Raw genomic sequence first — 18,831 nt, 5'->3', positions numbered from 1 at the left:
AAGACAGGGCCGCCCGCCGTGTCCGGGCGGTTCGGAGAAGACTTATGCCCCAGCCCTCGATCTCCTCCCCCGTGAACGCACCGGCCTCGGCTCATGCGATCCTCTGGGGACGAGCTCTCCGCGTGTTCGCCTGGCTGTCCTTCCTGGCTCAGACGATCATCATCGGCACCGGCGGCGCAGTGCGCCTCACGGGCTCCGGCCTCGGGTGCTCGGAATGGCCGCTCTGCACCCCCGAGTCGCTCGTGCCGATATATGCCGATCAGGGCATCCACGGCATCATCGAGTTCGGCAACCGCGTCATGACGGGCGTCGTCGGCATCATCGCCCTCGCCGTCCTGCTGCTCGTGCTCGCGCGTGTCGGCGGCCGACTGCTGGTCTTCTCCGCCCTGCGTTTCGCGGGCGCCGGCATTCTCGCGGCCGTCATCACCTTCGTGATCGTGTCGCTGTTCTCGCTTCCCGCGACTCCGTTCGCCATGGGCGCTCTGCTGATCGCCGTGATCGCGGCGATGGTGCGATCCTTCCGTCTGACGACGGACCGTCGTGATCTCGTCGTCCTCGCCTGGATCGTCCTGCTCGGAGTCGTCGCACAGGCGCTCGTCGGCGGCATCACCGTGCTCACCGGCCTGAACCCCCTCATCGTCGGGTTCCACTACGTCTCCTCCCTGCTGCTGGTGTGCGTCACCGCGGCGTTCCTGGTGCGCCTGTACGGGCAGCCGGGTCCGAGGGAGCGCGCGGTCCCGAAGTGGTTCGCGATCCTGAGCCACGTCACGGGCCTGGCTCTCGCCGTCACGATCGTCTTCGGTGTGCTCACCACCGGTTCGGGCCCGCATTCTGGTGATGCCGACGTGCTCCGTCACGGGTTCGACGCCACCGTGCTGGCGCACGTCCACGCCTGGCCCGGATACATCCTCGCCGCGCTCGTCGCCACGCTCACGATCTCCGCATGGGTGCTGCGGCTCGATCCCCGCAAGTGGTTGCTCGTGCTCGTGCTCGCGATCCTCGTGCAGGTCGGTGTCGGCATCTGGCAGGCGCGTGAGGGCCTCCCTCCCCTGCTCGTCGGCATCCACATGGTGCTCGCGTCGCTCTCGGCGGCGACGTACACGGTCGTGGTGCTGCATCTGAAGAAGCCCGTCGCGCCCAGGGAGTGACGAACCCGCCGTGAGGTCGGCGCGCTCCGAGCCCTCGGCACAGTGGATGCACAGCTGAGGCATCAGAGGCTCATCAGTTGGTCGTGCATCGTGGCCGACATGAAAAAGTCACTGACACGCAGCATCGGCTTCTGGCTCCTCCTCGTGCTCTCGCTCGCCTCGGCTGGTGTGGGCGGGTGGCTCATCGCCGGTCAGATCGGCACCATGACGAGCACTCTGCTCGACGGGACGGCCACCGGCATCGAGGTCTACGTCGGGCAGTCGCTCGTCGTCGTCGGCGCCGCACTTCTGGGCGCGGGCGTCATCGGAATCCTCGTCGCGGTGGCGCTGAGCGCCGTGCAGGCGCTTCTGCCCTCCCCCGCTCCCGTCGTCGTCGAGCCGATCGACGGCGACACCGAATCAGACGCCGCCGACGACGAGACCACGATGGTCGAGAACAGCCCGGCCCACGCGGATGCCGAGCAGATCGCCGAGGACGACGAGGCTCAGAACGGCAGCAGCGGGTCGACGGCGACGGCGACGAAGATCAGCGTCAAGTAGGTGATCGAGGCGTGGAAGACGCGCATCGGCCGCGCCTCGTTCCCCCGCACCGCCTGGTTGTACAGACGGTGCGATTCATAGATGAACCACCCTCCGAACACGAGGGCGGAGACGGTGTAGACGAGGCCCATGTTCGCGATCGGGATCAGCAGCAGCGAGCAGGCGATGGTCGCCCAGGCATACAGGATGACCTGGAGACCGACCTGCGAGGCGTTGCGGGTCACACCGAGCATGGGCACGTCGACGTCTTCGTAGTCGTCCTTGTACTTCATGGAGAGCGGCCAGTAGTGCGGCGGAGTCCAGAGGAAGATGAGCGCGAAGAGGATGAGCGCCGGCCAGTCGAGCGAACCGGTGACAGCCGCCCAGCCGATGAGAACCGGGAAGCATCCGGCGATACCGCCCCAGATGATGTTCTGTTCGGTGCGGCGCTTGAGGATCATCGTGTAGATCACGACGTAGAAGAAGATCGCGGATGCCGACAGCGTGGCCGCCAGCCAGTTCGTGGTGTACCACAGCCACACGGTCGAGACCACGGCCAGGGTCCACGAGAAGATGAGCGCGCCGCGAGGCGTGATCTCTCCCGTCACGAGAGGACGATTCTCGGTGCGGTGCATGTGGGCGTCGATGTCGCGATCGAGGTACATGTTGAACGCCGCGGCGGAGCCCGCGCTCAACGATCCGCCGATGACGGTGGCGAGGACCAGCCACATGTCGGGCAGTCCGCCCTGGGCGAGGAACATCACCGGGACGGTCGACACCAGCAGCAGTTCGAGGACGCGCGGCTTGGTGAGGGCGACGTACGCCTTCACGGTGCGACCGATGGACTTCTTCACAACGGTCTGATCAGACATCGTCGAGATCTCGATCGCCTCCTCCACACGCGTCACGACAGCGTTCCCCAGTCTAGAGCACGCGGGACGATGGGCTCGCCCGCCGTCCGGGCGTCAGCCCCGGTTCACGCTCTGCGTCCGCCTCACGCGGCCGTCACGGAATCGCGTTCCAGGAACGATGATCCCCAGTCCCACCGTGCTGCAGAAGCCACCACAGATCCATGGAATTACTGGAAGGGCGGAGCGTTGTAAAGGGGGGTAATGGGTCGGACCTCGGCGCTATGCTGAAATGACTCGCGCGCCCAGCGCACATCACACACCCTTCCGTAGCGTTGCGGACTGCGATCGTGCAATCCGGGCGCTCTCGAACAGTTGCAGAAGGGCTTCACAGTGTCGGAATTGCAGTGGGATGAGATCGACCGACGCGCGGTGGACACCGCGCGTCTTCTGGCTGCGGATGCCGTGGAGAAGGTCGGCAACGGCCACCCCGGCACCGCGATGAGCCTGGCTCCGGCCGCGTATCTCCTCTACCAGCGGGTGCTGCGTCACGACCCGACCGACACCGACTGGCTCGGCCGCGACCGCTTCATCCTCTCGGTCGGACACTCCTCCCTCACCCAGTACGTGCAGCTCTACCTGGGCGGCTTCGGCCTCGAGCTCGACGACCTCAAGGCGCTGCGCACCTGGGGCTCGCTCACCCCCGGGCACCCCGAGTACGGCCACACCAAGGGCGTCGAGATCACCACCGGCCCGCTCGGCCAGGGACTCGCCTCCGCGGTGGGCTTCGCCTACGCCGCTCGCTACGAGCGCGGTCTCTTCGACCCCGAGGCGGCCGCGGGCACCAGCCCGTTCGACCACTTCGTCTACGTGATCGCCGGCGACGGCGACCTCCAGGAGGGCGTCACCAGCGAAGCGTCCTCGCTCGCGGGCCACCAGGAGCTCGGCAACCTCATCGCGATCTACGACTCCAACCAGATCTCGATCGAGGACGACACGAACGTCGCCTTCACTGAAGACGTCGCGAAGCGCTACGAGGCCTACGGCTGGCAGGTACAGACCGTCGATTGGAAGAAGTCGGGCGAGTACGTCGAAGACGTCGCCGAGCTCCATGCCGCCATCGAGGCCGCCAAGGGCGAGACCTCCAAGCCGTCGCTCATCATCCTGAAGACGATCATCGGCTGGCCGTCGCCGGGCAAGCAGAACTCCGGCAAGATCCACGGATCGGCACTGGGTGGCGACGAGCTCGCCGCGACCAAGAAGGTCCTCGGATTCGACGCCGACGAGCACTTCGCGATCGCCGACGACGTCCTCGCCCGCACACGCGGCCTGGCAGAGCGTGCCGCCGAGAGCCGTGCCGCATGGCAGCAGTCGTTCGATGCGTGGGCCGCCGCGAACCCCGAGCGCAAGGCCCTCCTCGACCGCCTCGAGGCCAAGGAGCTGCCGGCCGACATCGCCTCGGCGCTCCCCGTGTTCGAGAGCGGCAAGGACGTCTCGACCCGCGCGGCGTCAGGGCAGGTCATCAACGCCCTCGCCGCCGAGCTTCCCGAGCTCTGGGGCGGCTCGGCCGACCTCGCCGAATCGAACCTCACCACGATCAAGGACTCCAAGTCCTTCATCCCCGCCGAGTGGTCGACGCACGAGTGGTCGGGCGACCCCTACGGCCGTGTGCTGCACTTCGGCATCCGCGAGCATGCCATGGGCGCGATCGTCAACGGCATCGTGCTGCATGGTCCGACTCGCGCCTTCGGTGGCACGTTCCTGATCTTCAGCGACTACATGCGCCCGCCGGTGCGTCTGGCCGCCCTCATGAACGTCCCCAGCATCTTCGTCTGGACGCACGACTCCGTCGCACTCGGCGAAGACGGGCCCACGCACCAGCCGATCGAGCAGATCGCGACGCTGCGCGCCATCCCGAACTTCACCCTGGTGCGCCCTGCCGACGCCAACGAGACCTCAGCCGCATGGCTCGAGATCCTCCGTCGGCATGAGGGCCCGGCCGGCATCGCCCTGACCCGACAGAACATCCCGGTGTTCGAGCGCGGACAGGGCACAGCGGAGGGAGATGTCTTCGCATCGACCGACGGCGTCGCGAAGGGCGCCTATGTGCTCGCCGAGGCTCCGAACGGCACCCCCGACGTGATCATCATCGCGACGGGCTCCGAGGTGCAGCTCGCCGTCGACGCCCGCGCGGCACTCGCCGAGGAGGGCGTCAACGTGCGCGTCGTCTCCGCTCCGTCCCTGGAATGGTTCGAGGAGCAGGACGAGGCATACCGCGAGTCGGTCCTGCCGAAGGCCGTCACGGCGCGTGTCTCGGTCGAGGCGGGTTCCGTGCTCAGCTGGCGCGGCATCGTGGGCGACCGGGGCCGCTCGGTCGGCATCGACCACTTCGGCGCCTCCGCCGACTACAAGACCCTGTTCCAGAAGTTCGGCATCACCACCGAGGCCGTCATCGCGGCCGCACGCGAGACCATCAAGGAGAACGCATGAGCACCCCCACCGCAGACCTCGCAGCAGCCGGTGTCAGCATCTGGCTCGACGACCTGTCACGCACCCGCATCTCCTCCGGCAACCTCGCCGAGCTGATCGAGACCCGCAACGTCGTCGGCGTCACGACCAACCCGACGATCTTCGCCAACGCGATCACCGACAAGAACAACACCTCGTACGACGCACAGGTCACCGAGCTCGCTGCGTCCGGCGCGACGGCCGAAGAAGCCGTCTTCGCCGCGACGACGCAGGACGTCGCCGCCGCGCTCGACATCTTCCGCCCCGTGTGGGAGAAGTCGGGTCACGTCGACGGCCGCGTCTCGATCGAGGTCTCCCCCGACCTCGCACATGACACCGAGGGCACCGTCGAGCAGGCCAAGAAGCTCTGGGCCAAGGTCGACCGCCCGAACCTGCTCGTGAAGATCCCCGCTACGAAGGCGGGCCTGCCGGCCATCACCGAGGCGATCGCGGCGGGCATCAGCGTCAACGTCACCCTGATCTTCAGCCTCGAGCGCTACGCCGAGGTCATCGACGCCTACCTGACCGGACTCGAGCGCGCGCACAGCGCCGACTTCGATCTGTCGAGCATCCACTCCGTCGCCTCGTTCTTCGTCTCGCGCGTCGACACCGAGACCGACAAGCGCCTCTCGGCGATCGGCACCGACGAGGCCGAGGCGCTCAAGAGCAAGGCCGGACTCGCGAACGCGCGTCTCGCCTACGAGCTCTACGAGCAGAAGTTCGCCGAGAAGCGCGCGCAGGACCTCATCAAGCTCGGCGCGAATACTCAGCGTCCGCTCTGGGCCTCGACCGGTGTCAAGGATCCGGCGCTGCCCGACACTCTGTATGTCACCGAGCTCGTCGCGAAGGACGTCGTCAACACGATGCCCGAGAAGACGCTCGAAGCGACCTTCGACCACGGCGTCGTCACCGGTGACACCATCACCGGTGGCTACGAGGACGCGCGAGCGGTGTTCGCCGGCCTCGAGGCTCTGGGAATCGACTTCACCGACGTGACCCAGGTGCTCGAGGACGAGGGCGTCGCCAAGTTCATCGACTCGTGGCACGACCTGCTGACGCAGGTGGCCGAGGGCCTCGAGGCGCAGCGATGACCTTTGCGATCCACGCCTCCGGCGCGGCTCGGGTCGCGATCGACGAGACGGTCCCCGCTCTCGTCCACGACCTCGTCGCCTCGCGTGTGACCGGCGGCGACGCGGCCCTGTGGGGCCCGGCAGCCGAATCGGAGGCGTCGATCCGCCTGGGGTGGGTCGAGGCGGTGTCCGTCTCGCGGCCCCTGGTCGCCGAGATCRCCGCCCTGCGCGCCGACCTGCAGGCGAAAGGCGTGACGCGCGTCGTGCTCGCGGGCATGGGCGGATCGTCGCTCGCCCCCGAGGTGATCGCCCAGACCGCCRGTGTCCCGCTGACGATCCTCGACTCGACCGCCCCCGGCCAGGTGCTCGCCGCGCTCGACGAGGGCCTGCAGAACACCGCACTCGTGGTGTCGTCGAAGTCGGGCTCGACCGTCGAGACCGACTCGCAGCGTCGCACGTTCGAAGCCGCGTTCCGCGACGTGGGCATCGATCCGCTCGAGCGCATCATCGTGGTCACCGACCCGGGCTCGCCGCTCGATGTCTCGGCTCGCGAGGCGGGGTACCGCGTCTTCAACGCCGACCCGAACGTCGGAGGACGCTACTCGGCGCTCACCGCCTTCGGTCTCGTCCCGTCCGGGCTCGCCGGAGCCGACATCGACGAGCTCCTGAACGAGGCCGACGCCTCGCTCCTCGAGGTCGCGATCGACTCCGCCGACAACCCGGCTCTGCGGCTCGCTGCCGCGATCTCCGCCACGTCGCCTCGCCGCGACAAGCTGGGTCTGATCACCGACGGCACGCACATCAACGGCCTGCCCGACTGGATCGAGCAGCTCATCGCCGAATCCACCGGCAAGGACAGCACCGGCATCCTGCCCGTCGTCCTCCTGCCTGTGTCGCCCGAGCTCGACGCGAAGCCGTCGGACCTGCAGATCGTGCGTCTGGTCGACGACGCGAACGAGTTCCACCTCCGCGAACGGCACGAGGGCGAGATCCTGGTCAGCGGATCGCTGGGCGCTCAGCTCGTCGTGTGGGAGTACGCGACGGCGATCGCGGGCTACCTGCTCGGCATCAACCCCTTCGACCAGCCCGACGTCGAGTCCGCCAAGGTGGCGGCTCGCGGCCTGCTCGACGCCCGTCCCGCGCCAACCGCTCCCGCATTCGTCGAGAACGGCGTCGAGGTTCGCGTATCCGACCCCGCTCTCGCGGCGTCCGGAACCGTCGAGGGCGTGCTCGACGCGCTGTGGGCGGCACTGCCGGAAGATGGATACGTGTCGATCCAGGCATACGTCAACCGGCTCGACGTCCCGCAGCTGCAGGGGCTCCGCGAGCTCGTCGCCGCGGACTCCGGTCGGCCGACGACTTTCGGTTGGGGACCCCGGTTCCTGCACTCCACCGGCCAGTATCACAAGGGCGGACCGGCGCAGGGCGTGTTCCTGCAGATCCTGGAGCGCACCGACGTCGATCTCGAGATCCCCGAGCGACCGTTCACGTTCGGCCAGCTCATCGAGGCACAGGCGGCCGGCGATGCCGGCGTCCTGGCCGAGCACGGCCGCCCGGTCGTCTCCCTGACGATCACCGATTCGTCGGCCGACGTCCTCACCCTCTTCGAAGCCGCACAGAAGTAACAGCCAGGAGAATCCCCCACTGATGTCTGTTCCCATCTCGCGCGGGCACAACCCGCTGCGTGACCCCGATGATCGCCGTCTCAACCGGATCGCAGGGCCCAGCGCTCTCGTGATCTTCGGTGTGACCGGAGATCTGTCACGCAAGAAGCTCATGCCCGCCGTCTACGACCTCGCCAACCGCGGGCTCCTGCCACCCGGGTTCGCTCTCGTCGGCTTCGCCCGACGCGACTGGGAGGACCAGGACTTCGCCCAGGTCGTCTACGACGCCGTGAAGCAGCACGCGCGCACGCCGTTCCGCGAGGAGACGTGGGCGCAGCTGCTCCAGGGCATCCGGTTCGTCTCGGGCGAGTTCGACAACCCCGAGTCGTTCCGCAAGCTCCGTGAGACCGTCGACCAGCTCGACGTCGAACGCGGCACGATGGGCAACCACGCGTTCTACCTGTCGATCCCGCCGAAGGACTTCCCTCTCGTCGCGAAGCAGCTCAAGGACTCGGGCCTCGTCGGGGCGAACGACGATGACGACGAGCGCTGGCGCCGTGTGGTGATCGAGAAGCCGTTCGGCCACGACCTCGAGTCGGCGCGCGAGCTCAACGCCGCCCTCGAAGTGGCGTTCTCGGCCGACTCGATCTTCCGCATCGACCACTACCTCGGCAAGGAGACGGTCCAGAACATCCTGGCGCTGCGCTTCGCGAACGAGCTCTACGAGCCGATCTGGAACCGCAACTACGTCGACCACGTGCAGATCACGATGGCCGAGGACATCGGTGTCGGCGGCCGTGCGGGCTACTACGACGGAGTCGGCGCGGCGCGCGACGTCATCCAGAACCACCTGCTGCAGCTGCTGGCGCTCACCGCGATGGAAGAGCCGATCAGTCTGTCCGCCGAGCACCTGCGTGCCGAGAAGGAGAAGGTGCTCGCGGCGGTGCACGTTCCCGAGGACCTCGCACTCGCCACGGCCCGCGGTCAGTACGCGGGCGGCTGGCAGGGTGGCGAGCAGGTCACGGGCTTCCTCGACGAGGACGGGATGAACCCGGAATCCGCCACCGAGACATATGCCGCGATCAAGCTCGAGATCGACACCCGTCGCTGGTCCGGTGTCCCGTTCTACCTCCGGACGGGCAAGCGTCTCGGTCGACGTGTCACCGAGGTCGCCGTCGTGTTCAAGAAGGCTCCGGAGCATCTGTTCGGCCGCTCCAACACGTCGGAGCTCGGCCAGAACGCGCTCGTGATCCGCGTGCAGCCCGATGAGGGCGTCACGATCCGCTTCGGCTCGAAGGTGCCGGGCAACGGAACCAACGTGCGCGACGTCACGATGGACTTCGGCTACGGCCACGCGTTCACCGAGGCGAGCCCCGAGGCATATGAACGGCTGATCCTCGACGTCCTCCTGGGCGATCCGCCGCTGTTCCCGCGTCACGAGGAGGTCGAGCTCTCCTGGAAGATCCTCGACCCCGTGGAGGAGTACTGGGCAGCCGAGGGCGGCCCGGTCGACCAGTACGCACCCGGTTCATGGGGTCCGGCATCCGCCGACGACCTCCTTGCCCGTGACGGACGAGTCTGGAGACGCCCATGATCATCGACCTTCCCGACACGACCGTCAGCCAGGTCGCCAAGCAGCTCGTCAAGGTGCGCGAAGAAGGCGGCGCCGTCGCGCTCGGCCGTGTGCTCACGCTGATCATCTCGGCCCGCAACGGCGTGGCTGAAGCCGCGATCGACGCGGCCAACGACGCCTCGCGCGAGCACCCCATGCGCGTCATCGTGCTCACCACGGGCGACGGCGAATCGCGACTCGATGCGCAGATCCGCGTCGGCGGCGACGCCGGAGCATCCGAGGTGGTCGTCCTCCACGCCTACGGCGACGCTGCGAGCAACGAGGAGAGCCTCGTCACGGGACTGCTCCTGCCCGACGCCCCTGTCGTCGCCTGGTGGCCCGAAGAGGCGCCGACGTCGCCCGCCGCGTCGCCGCTCGGCAAGATCGCGCAGCGACGCATCACGGATGCCGCGACGGCACCCGACGTGCGCGAACGCCTCGCGCAGCTCGGCGAGACGCATGCTCCGGGAGACACCGACCTCGCCTGGACGCGTCTGACGCACTGGCGCGAGCAGCTCGCAGCCGTGCTCGATCAGCCACCGTTCCAAGAGGTGACCGCAGTCGAGGTGCGTGGCGGATCCGCCTCGCCGTCGACCGCGCTGCTGGCAGCATGGCTGCAGATGGCCCTCGACGTGCCGGTCAAGTGGTCGTACGAAGACCCGGAGCACTGGCAGGAGGGCATCAAGTCGGTGCGGCTGCACCGCTCGTCCGGAGACATCCTGCTCGAGCGCCCGACGCCCGGCGTGGCGGTGCTGACGCAGCCTGATCAGCCCGACCACGATCTGCACCTCCCTCGCCGCACGCTGCGCGAGTGCCTCGCCGAGGAGCTGCGTCGCCTCGACCCTGACGTCCTGTACGGTCGAGTGATCACCGAGGGCTGGGAGAAGCTGGGTCCGCCCGAGACAGGAGAATGATGTCGACGCAGACAGCATCCGCTGAGAAGCGGGTCGTGGTCGAACCGACGCCGGCGGCACTCGCCGCGAGCGTGGCCGACCGATTCCTGACGCGCCTTCGTGCCCGCACGCGCAACGGCCGCATCGCTCATATCGCCCTCACGGGCGGTTCGATGGGCGGCGCGGTCCTGCGCGCGACGCGCGACGACGCTCGGTCGGCTCAGATCGACTGGTCGCTGGTGCACTTCTGGTGGGGCGATGAGCGCTTCGTCGCTCGCGACGACGCCGACCGCAACGCCGTGCAGTCGCGGGAGGCTCTCCTCGACCACATCCCGGTTCCTGCGGAGAACGTTCACGAGGTCGCAGCCGCGGGCGAGGGTCTGACCCTCGACGAGGCTGCCGCCGCCTATGCCGCGGAGCTCGCACGCTACGGCACCGAGGACCACCCGTGGCCATCGTTCGCCGTCTGCTTCCTCGGCGTGGGGCCTGACGGCCACATCGCCTCGCTCTTCCCCGATCGCACCGAGGTCACGGTGACCGATGCCGCCGCTCTGCCGGTGCGTGACTCCCCCAAGCCGCCGCCTGAGCGAGTCACACTGACGCGACCGGTGCTGAACGCCTCGAAGCGTGTCTGGCTCGTTCTCACGGGCGCAGACAAGGCGTCGGCGCTCGGCCTCGCCCTCGCCGGTGCGAGCTACACGAACGTCCCGGCAGCCGGCGCCAAGGGTCGCAAGCGCACGGTGTTCTTCGTCGACGAGGCAGCAGCCTCAGAGGTCTCACCCGACCTCATCGATCCCGCCTACTGAGCCTGACCGGCCAGCGAACGATCTCAGGCGTCTTTCGACCCACTGCCCGTGCTGTCGTCGCTTCCGCGAGTGATACCGAGGTCCTGGCTGTCGCTGAGCACCTGAGGGTGATAGCGAGCCAGTCCGACGACGCCCCACACGGCGATTGCTCCCGCGATCGCGAAGATCACGAGAACCCACGGCGGCGCGGCGGCCGCCTCACCGAGGACGACCATGCCGATGAGCACGGCGATCAGAGGGTCGACGACAGTGAGGCCGGCGATGACGAGATCCGGCGGGCCCGAGCTGTAGGCGGTCTGCACGAAGTAGGCTCCGACAGCCGCAGCGGCGATCAGAGCGATCACGCACACGATGGTGATCCAGTCGAAGTTGCCCGCCTGGACGCGCTTGATGACGACCTTCGCGAGCGTAGCCACGAATCCGTAGAGGATGCCCGCACCGACGATGTAGAAGAGCGCGCGCATGCGGTGACGAAGGACGAGCCAGCATGCGCCGAGGATGATGATCACGACCAACAGGATCGCCAGGATCGTGAACAGCTCGGTGTCGGTGACTTCCTTCTCGGTGGCGAAGATCGCCGCGAAGAAGACGAAGAGGAAGATTCCACCTACACAGCAGACGATCGCGGTGATCGACTGCTTGGTCGGTGAGTGCCCTGAGATGCGGGCGTTGAGCAGCGTCGTCATGACGAGAGCGATCGCACCGAGCGGCTGAACGACGATCAGGGGCGCTACAGTGAGAGCTGCGAGTTGGCACACGATGGCCAAGCCGAGCATCAGCGTCCCTACGAGCCACGACGGCCGCGTCAGCAACCCGCGGACCTGGGCCATCGAAAGGCCGGATGCGCCGTCCGCGCCGCTCAGTCGCTCCATCTTCTCCACGCCGCGATGCTGATACTGCGCACCGAGCGACATGAAGACCGCACCCGCGAGTGCGAGGGGGATGCCGAGGAGCAGTCCCGGGTTCTGGAACGCGCCTACCAACTGGTCGGTGACGTCTTCCGCCCCAGTCGTCCATACGGAGATGCTCACGCTTCGACCCTACCCGGCGATGTGCGCCGAGTAGGGTTATGGCGTGGCTGTTCTTCCTATTCGCATCATGGGCGATCCCGTCCTGCACTCCCCCGCATCCGTCGTCGAGGACATCACCGACGACATCCGAACGCTCGTCGCCGACATGTTCGAGACGATGGACACCGCTCCCGGCGTCGGTCTGGCCGCGCCCCAGGTCGGCGTGCCCCTGCGCATCTACACCTATGCGTACGTCGACGACGACGACCAGCCGTGGCGCGGAGTCATCATCAACCCCGAACTCTGGATGGTGCCGCTGGAGCCCGGCGAGCCTGACGACGAGCTCGAATCGGAAGGATGTCTCTCGTTCCCCGGCGAGCGATTCCCGCTGCGTCGCTCCGAACGGGTGCGCGTCATAGGAACCGATCTCGACGGCTCGCCTGTCGAGATTTCCGTCGATGGCTGGCGTGCGCGCATCATGCAGCACGAGTTCGACCACCTGGACGGCATCCTCTACATCGACCGCCTCTCGGACGGCGATTGGAAGACCGTGCAGAAGATCGCCAAGAAGCGCGGATGGGGCAAGCCCGGCGCCAGCTGGGTCCCCGGCATCGACGATCTGGAAGGCTGACCTAACCTTTCAGCCCAGTCAAAGCGTTCTCGGAGTTGCATCACAGACTCGGAGCCGGATAGCGTGCTTGAGGCGGGATATCGATATGCCCGCTCACGAAGGCTCTGGAGGGGACGAAATGATGAAGATGCGCACGCGACGCGCACTGGCGCTGGCAGGTTCTGCCGTAGCGCTGTCGGTCGCACTGACCGGCTGTAGCGCGCTCAACGGAATTCTGGGCGGAGGCTCCGGCGACGCAGACCGCGACGAGGAATCCGGCCAGGTCACCGAGAGTGCGAACATCGACATCTTCTCGCTGAAGCTCGGTGACTGCAAGATGGCCAGCGACACCGGCCTGATCGAGGACGCCGACGTCGTGCCGTGCGACCAGCCGCACGACGAAGAGGTCTACTACGAGATCACGATGGACGACGGCGAGTACTCGGAGGAGAACATCGACGCCGCTTCGCAGGAGTGCATCGGCGACGCCTACACGAGCTTCGTCGGCATCGCGTTCAACGACTCCGTGCTCGAGGTCTACCCGATCACGCCGACCCAGCAGACCTGGGACGAACTGAACGACCGCGTCGTGCAGTGTGTCATCTCCGACCCCGCTGGACAGACCACCGGCTCGCTCAAGGGCGCTGCACGTTGATCTGACTCGGATTCGCACAACGAGGCCCCGTCAGTCGACGGGGCCTCGTTCGCGTTCATCGAGGCGGCATTCCACCCCGCTCGATGGAGGCGACCGAGGACATGCCACACAAAGGGAAAAGCCCCTCCGAAGAGGGGCTTTTCATTGGCTCCCCGGCTTGGACTCGAACCAAGAACCTGCCGGTTAACAGCCGGCTGCTCTGCCAATTGAGCTACCGAGGAATGTGCTCCGCTGCGCGGGCAACTCGTCAATCCTAGCAAACTCCGGACCCTGCTCGTGACACCGGCCGCAGGTCGGGCGTGTCGCCGGCGACCCCGTCAGTGCCCGGAATCCGCCTCGGCATTGGGAGCCCACAGCAGATCCTTGCCGACGCCGCGGGCAACCACATGACCACCGCGCAGCATCAGGGTCTCGGCGTTGAGCTCGCGGATGAAATCGGCGTCGTTCGTGACCAGCAGCGCACCCATCCCCTGCTCTTTGCGGCGGCGGGTGATAGCGTCGAAGACCACCGGTCGCACCTCGAGGTCGAGGTTCGCGAGGATCTCGTCGGCGATGAGCACCCGGGGCTCGAGAACGAACGACCGGGCGATCGCGACGCGCTGGCGCATTCCGGCGCTGAGCTCATACGGGAACTTCGAGGCTGTTCCGAGAGGCAGGTGCAGCTCGTCGAGAAGCGTCGCGACTCGGATGGACAGGGCTTTGGTGTTGACCCGCTTCTCACGGATCAGGATCGGCTCGGCGATGACCTCGTTGACCGTGAGCTGCGGAGGGAGGTCGGCACCGGCTCCCTGCGGCACGAAGCCCGTGCGATATGTGAGCAGGCGATGCTTGCGCCCCGGGCGGCGGATGTCGACTCCACAGACCTGCGCACTGCCGCCCACGACGCGCACGGACGGGTCGGTCGAACCCGCCAAGGCGGCGACCAGGGTGGACTTGCCCGAACCGGTCGGACCTGCGACGCAGATGAGCTCGCCCGGCGCGAGTGAGAAGCTGACCCCGTCGATGGCGCGGGTCGGGCCGCTGTGCCCGATGCGGTCGATCACCAGATCTGAGCTGTCGATCGCATTGGTCGATTCGGGCCGAGAGAACATTCCTCCATCCTGCCCTGCCGCGCCTGACTGCCGCCGTTACGACTCGGCGAACCGCTGACGCTCGACGTCGATGTCACGAAGGCGCATGCGCAGAGCACGCCCGCCGTCGGAGTCCGCCGGAACCCTCTGCACCGCTCCGAGGAGCTCCTGCTTCTCGTGTTCCAGAATGCGCATGATGAGTCGCTTGGCCAGGTCGGTCGTCGAGGCGACGGCGCCCTCTTCGTTGCGCGCCGGGAAGGGGGTCATCAGCAGTTCGCCCGCGAGCGATCGGTAGGGCTCCCGCACCGAGTTCACGGTGTCCGTCACCCATCCGGCTCGAGTCCGATCAGGCGCGGACGCGACGGCCTCGCGGACGGCGTCCAGCCCCGGTGTGCGGAACGGCGCGCTGAGGGCCCGCGTGAGCAGCGCCTGATCGATCTGATGTCCGTACTGAAGCGCGCCCATCAGAGCGTCGCGCTCCACGGCGGCATCGGCAGTGCGCGGCAGGCTCGCGAGGGTGACCGGAGTCACCCCTGGAACACCGGATGCGGAGTCACTCGCACTCTCGCGCCTGGTCGGCTCGTGTCTCGACGACTGCGATCCCCCTCGGGCGGCACGCTCGACCTCGTTGCGCACCTCGGTGGGGTCCATACCCAGGCGCCGAGCCAGCACGCGCTCATAACCGGGGCGCAGCAGCCGATCGCGGATCTCGGCGACGATCGGCGCTGCCGCGCGAAGAGCGCCGACACGACCCTCGACCGTCGAGAGGTCGAAGCCGCTGAGCTTCCTGTCGATCGCGAACTCGAACATCGGCTGCTTCGTCTCCATCAGCGAGCGCACGGCGGCATCGCCGCGCTGCAGCCTGAGGTCGCACGGGTCGAGCCCGTCGGGCGCCACCGCGACGAACGTCTGGGCGTTGAAGCGGTCGTCCTCGGTGAAGGCCCGAAGAGCCGCCTTCTGGCCTGCCTCATCGCCGTCGAACGTGAAGACGACCTCGCCCGAGGCGTTGTCGTCGCCCATGACGCGACGCAGCACCTTGATGTGATCGGTTCCGAACGCGGTGCCGCAGGTCGCGATCGCGGTCGTGAGGCCCGCGAGGTGGCAGGCCATGACGTCGGTGTATCCCTCGACCACCACCACCCGACGAGGGTCACCCCGCGAGATGTCGCGCTTGGCGAGGTCGAGCCCGTACAGCACCTGCGCCTTCTTGTAGATCGGGGTCTCGGGGGTGTTCAGGTACTTCGGGCCCTGATCGTCGTCGAACAGCTTGCGCGCGCCGAACCCGATGGTCTGACCGGACACGTCGCGGATCGGCCAGACGAGGCGACCGCGGAAACGGTCGTAGACGCCGCGCTGCCCCGTCGACACCAGACCGGCGGCACTCAGCTCGTCGCGGGTGAACCCCTGCGCGGTGAGAGCCTTCAGCATCTTGTCCCACCCGCGCGGTGCGAAGCCGACACCGAAATGCGCGGCGGCACCCGCGTCGAATCCTCGCTCGCCGAGAAAACGTCGTCCTGCCTCGGCGTCGGCGGTGAGCAGCTGCGCCCGGAAGTACTCCGCGGCAGCGGTGTTGGCGGCGTACAGACGGCTGCGCCCACTCGTCTCCGGAGCCGACCCGCCGTCTTCGTAGTGCAGTGAGTATCCGATGCGGCCTGCGAGACGCTCGACGGCCTCGGTGAAGCTGACGTGGTCCATCTCGCGGAGGAACGAGTAGACGTCGCCGGACTCTCCGCATCCGAAACAGTGGTAGTAGCCGACCTGCGGCCGCACGTGGAAGCTCGGGCTCTTCTCGTCGTGGAAAGGGCACAGGCCCTTGAGCGAGCCGACGCCTGCGGACTTGAGCGCGACGCGCTCCCCGACGATGTCTGCGATGTTGATGCGCGCCTTGACCTCGTCGACGTCGGCCTGGCGGATGCGGGGCATCAGCCGGCCCCTTCGACGACCGCCTGCCGCGGCGTGTGCTCCCGCGCACCCGGTCGCGCGTGTCGTGGCGTCCAGATGCCGACCTCTGCGGGGTCGATCTCGCCGACCAGCCTGTTGTGCCAGTCGATGGCGCTCTGATCCGTCAGACTCGCGATCTGATCGACGATCACGCGTGCGCGTTCGGCATCCGTCGTCGCGGCGACGAAGTCGGCGGAGAAGGCGGGCTCGAGCACATCCGCGCCTGCCGACCAGAGCGTGTCTGTGGACCACAGCGCGTCGGCAAGTCTCTTGAGCACACGGCGCTGTTCCTTGTAGACGCCCTTGCGGGCCTCGATGGTGACGATCGCCTGCCCCATGATGCCCTTGAGAACGGCGATCTCGGCCTCGATGACGCGCGGCACGACGACGTGCGCGTTGTAGCGCACGAGCGCAGGGCCGGCATATGCCTCGCGCGTGGCCGAGACGGCTGCCCGCGCGAAGCGACCGATGAAGTCGCTCGTGAGGTTCTTGAGTCGAGCGAGATCTCGCCGCGACCGGTCGAAGGACTGCAGCCACATGGGCTGCGATGCCAGCCGGTAGAGCGCGTCGGCGAGCTCGTCGCGCGTGAAGTCGTAGCCCACCCACTGCTGGATGCGATCGATCAGCGCGTCGTGCGCCTGCGGATCGGCGAGCTGGGAGACGTCGACGTAGCCGTTGAGGATCGCATCCTCGAAGTCGTGCACGGAGTAGCCGATGTCGTCGGACAGATCCATGATCTCGGCCTCGATGCAGCGTCGACGCCCGGGAACGCCGTCGCGCATCCAGCGGAACACGGCTTCGTCCTCGGGGTACACACCGAACTTGAGGCGCCCGCCCGGGTCAGGAACCGGACTGTCGACGGTCCACGGGTACTTGCAGGTCGCGTCGAGGCTCGCCCTGGTCAGGTTGAGGCCGACCGACTGCCCGTTGTCGTCGATCGCCTTGGCCTCGAGCCGGGTCAGAATGCGAAGCGACTGCGCGTTGCCTTCGAAACCGCCGATCGGCTCTGCCCATTCGTTGAGCGCACGCTCGCCGTTGTGACCGAACGGAGGGTGTCCGAGGTCGTGGCTGAGGCAGGCCGTGTCGACGACATCGGCCGAGACACCCAGCGCAGTCGCCAGTTCGCGTCCGACCTGAGCGACCTCGAGCGAGTGCGTCAGACGGTTGCGGGCGAAATCCGCTGTGCTCGCGGGGCTGAGCACCTGTGTCTTGGCCGCCAGGCGTCGAAGCGCCGCGGAGTGCAGCACGCGCGCGCGATCGCGGGCGAAGTCGTCGCGTTCGGATCGATGGGTCTCGGCGAAGAATCGCTCGGCATCGCGCGGGTCGTATCCGTCCGAGCGACCGCGCGCCGGGTGTGCCTGAGGATCAGCCGCCACTGTTCTCGATCTCCGCCCCTCGCATCATCTCGGATGCCGATGCCGCGAGCTCGCGCGACTCCAGCCACTTGTCCGGCAGCGCCGGTCGCTTCGGGCGTCCGGACCGACCGCGCTGGCCCTCGGCATCCGCACCGGGATACGGCGCCGTGTGGTCGAGCTGACCGAGCAGCTCGTCGATCTCAGCCAGGCTGGATGCCGTCGCGAGCCCCGTGCGGATGTCGCCTCCCACCGGGTAGCCCTTGAAGTACCAGGCGACGTGCTTGCGGACGTCGCGGCATCCTCGATCCTCGTCCTCGAAGAACTCGACGAGGAGCTCTGCATGACGACGGAACGCATCGGCCACGAAGCCGAGGGTCGCATCGACGGGGTGCGACTCCGCACCGAAGGCCGCGGCGAGTTCGCCGAAGAGCCACGGCCGGCCGAGGCATCCGCGACCGACGACGACTCCGTCGCAATCGGTCTGCTGCATCATGCGCACGGCGTCGTCGGCCGACCAGATGTCGCCGTTGCCGAGCACCGGAACGCTCGTGACGGCCTGCTTGAGCTCGCCGATCGCGTTCCAGTCGGCGAAGCCGGAGTAGAACTCGCTCGCTGTGCGTGCGTGCAGCGCGATCGCCGAGACACCCGCATCTTCGGCGGCGCGACCCGCATCGAGGAAGGTGAGGTGGTCGGGGTCGATGCCCTTGCGCATCTTGATGGTCAGCGGCACGTCGCCCGCTGCCTTGACCGCCTGCGTCACGATCTGCGAGAACAGGGAGCTCTTCCACGGCAGGGCTGCTCCCCCGCCCTTGCGCGTGACCTTGGGCACCGGGCATCCGAAGTTCAGGTCGATGTGGTCGGCGTGGTCTTCGGCGACGATGATCCGGACGGCCTCGGAGATGGTGTGCGGATCGACGCCGTAGAGCTGGATAGACCGCGGGGTCTCGGACTCGTGATGGCGGATCAGCCGCATCGTCGTCTCGTTGCGCTCGACCAGCGCCCGCGACGTGATCATCTCGCTCACATAGAGCCCCGCACCGTACTCGCGGCAGAGGCGACGGAACGCGGTGTTGGTGATGCCCGCCATGGGTGCGAGCACGACCGGCACGTCGAGAGCGATCGGGCCGATGTTGAGGGTGCGAGCGGATGCGGTGGCGACAGTCATATCCCCTCCATTCTCCC

At 67.6% G+C, this 18,831-nt stretch carries 16 protein-coding genes and 1 tRNA gene; 10 read left to right on the top strand and 7 right to left on the bottom strand.

The genetic code is table 11. The features are described 5' to 3' along the window. The first annotated feature begins 44 nt into the window (after positions 1-44). Entirely contained in the window at positions 45-1,148 is a 1,104-nt protein-coding gene (locus AC04ME_RS07360) for a COX15/CtaA family protein (RefSeq protein WP_475434329.1), read from the top strand. Positions 1,149-1,247: 99 nt separating this feature from the next. Further along, positions 1,248-1,688, top strand: coding sequence for a hypothetical protein (locus AC04ME_RS07355; protein WP_475434327.1), 441 nt, complete (start codon positions 1,248-1,250; stop codon positions 1,686-1,688). Here AC04ME_RS07355 and AC04ME_RS07350 read toward each other — a convergent pair. After that, complete coding sequence (locus AC04ME_RS07350; protein WP_376708833.1) at positions 1,634-2,548, bottom strand: heme o synthase; 915 nt, start codon at positions 2,546-2,548, stop codon at positions 1,634-1,636. The genes AC04ME_RS07355 and AC04ME_RS07350 overlap by 55 nt on opposite strands. A gap of 360 nt (positions 2,549-2,908) precedes the next feature. On the opposite strand from AC04ME_RS07350, the gene tkt reads away from it, so the two are divergent. From tkt to pgl, 6 genes are read left to right on the top strand one after another with little or no spacing between them, the layout of a single operon-like run. Continuing rightward, on the top strand, positions 2,909-5,005 hold the full coding sequence (tkt, locus tag AC04ME_RS07345; RefSeq protein ID WP_042537773.1) for a transketolase: 2,097 nt from the start codon (positions 2,909-2,911) through the stop codon (positions 5,003-5,005). Beyond that, positions 5,002-6,114 (top strand): transaldolase, encoded by a 1,113-nt coding sequence (gene tal / locus AC04ME_RS07340; protein WP_042537591.1) that lies wholly within the window; start codon positions 5,002-5,004, stop codon positions 6,112-6,114. The genes tkt and tal overlap by 4 nt, the downstream gene beginning before the upstream one ends. Beyond that, positions 6,111-7,718, top strand: a complete 1,608-nt coding sequence (locus tag AC04ME_RS07335; RefSeq protein ID WP_475434325.1) for a glucose-6-phosphate isomerase — start codon at positions 6,111-6,113, stop codon at positions 7,716-7,718. The genes tal and AC04ME_RS07335 overlap by 4 nt, the downstream gene beginning before the upstream one ends. 22 nt (positions 7,719-7,740) lie before the next feature. Then, on the top strand, positions 7,741-9,291 hold the full coding sequence (gene zwf, locus AC04ME_RS07330) for a glucose-6-phosphate dehydrogenase (protein WP_042537594.1): 1,551 nt from the start codon (positions 7,741-7,743) through the stop codon (positions 9,289-9,291). Next, the gene (locus tag AC04ME_RS07325) at positions 9,288-10,223 is read left to right on the top strand and encodes a glucose-6-phosphate dehydrogenase assembly protein OpcA (RefSeq protein WP_079112947.1); all 936 of its coding nucleotides are present in this window, start codon (positions 9,288-9,290) and stop codon (positions 10,221-10,223) included. The genes zwf and AC04ME_RS07325 overlap by 4 nt, the downstream gene beginning before the upstream one ends. Then, positions 10,223-11,008 carry a 6-phosphogluconolactonase gene (gene pgl, locus AC04ME_RS07320; RefSeq protein WP_194285928.1) on the top strand — a complete coding sequence of 262 codons (786 nt, stop codon included), beginning with the start codon at positions 10,223-10,225 and terminating at the stop codon, positions 11,006-11,008. The genes AC04ME_RS07325 and pgl overlap by 1 nt, the downstream gene beginning before the upstream one ends. A gap of 23 nt (positions 11,009-11,031) precedes the next feature. Here pgl and AC04ME_RS07315 read toward each other — a convergent pair whose 3' ends face one another. Continuing rightward, a complete protein-coding gene (locus tag AC04ME_RS07315) occupies positions 11,032-12,033 on the bottom strand; it encodes a DMT family transporter (RefSeq protein WP_153302303.1) in 1,002 nt (333 codons plus the stop codon). A gap of 49 nt (positions 12,034-12,082) precedes the next feature. Between AC04ME_RS07315 and def the strand changes: the two genes are divergently transcribed. Both def and AC04ME_RS07305 read left to right on the top strand, forming a co-directional pair. Beyond that, positions 12,083-12,649 (top strand): peptide deformylase, encoded by a 567-nt coding sequence (gene def / locus AC04ME_RS07310; protein WP_455905066.1) that lies wholly within the window; start codon positions 12,083-12,085, stop codon positions 12,647-12,649. A 118-nt stretch (positions 12,650-12,767) separates the two neighbouring features. Further along, the gene (locus AC04ME_RS07305; protein WP_367819885.1) at positions 12,768-13,283 is read left to right on the top strand and encodes a septum formation family protein; all 516 of its coding nucleotides are present in this window, start codon (positions 12,768-12,770) and stop codon (positions 13,281-13,283) included. A gap of 145 nt (positions 13,284-13,428) precedes the next feature. Here AC04ME_RS07305 and AC04ME_RS07300 read toward each other — a convergent pair. From AC04ME_RS07300 to dusB, 5 genes are all read right to left on the bottom strand, one after another. Further along, a tRNA-Asn gene (locus tag AC04ME_RS07300) sits at positions 13,429-13,504 on the bottom strand. A 96-nt stretch (positions 13,505-13,600) separates the two neighbouring features. After that, positions 13,601-14,374 carry an ATP-binding cassette domain-containing protein gene (locus tag AC04ME_RS07295; RefSeq protein ID WP_042537607.1) on the bottom strand — a complete coding sequence of 258 codons (774 nt, stop codon included), beginning with the start codon at positions 14,372-14,374 and terminating at the stop codon, positions 13,601-13,603. A gap of 36 nt (positions 14,375-14,410) precedes the next feature. Continuing rightward, positions 14,411-16,276, bottom strand: coding sequence for a DNA primase (gene dnaG / locus AC04ME_RS07290; RefSeq protein WP_042537609.1), 1,866 nt, complete (start codon positions 16,274-16,276; stop codon positions 14,411-14,413). Then, positions 16,276-17,670 (bottom strand): deoxyguanosinetriphosphate triphosphohydrolase, encoded by a 1,395-nt coding sequence (locus tag AC04ME_RS07285; protein WP_042537611.1) that lies wholly within the window; start codon positions 17,668-17,670, stop codon positions 16,276-16,278. The genes dnaG and AC04ME_RS07285 overlap by 1 nt, the downstream gene beginning before the upstream one ends. Continuing rightward, on the bottom strand, positions 17,660-18,814 hold the full coding sequence (gene dusB / locus AC04ME_RS07280; RefSeq protein ID WP_042537612.1) for a tRNA dihydrouridine synthase DusB: 1,155 nt from the start codon (positions 18,812-18,814) through the stop codon (positions 17,660-17,662). The genes AC04ME_RS07285 and dusB overlap by 11 nt, the downstream gene beginning before the upstream one ends. Positions 18,815-18,831: the final 17 nt, after the last annotated feature.

It is taken from the genome of Microbacterium sp. LjRoot205 (assembly GCF_056175745.1).
Note: the sequence above shows the minus strand (reverse complement) of the source record. Positions and strands in the feature narration are given on the sequence as shown.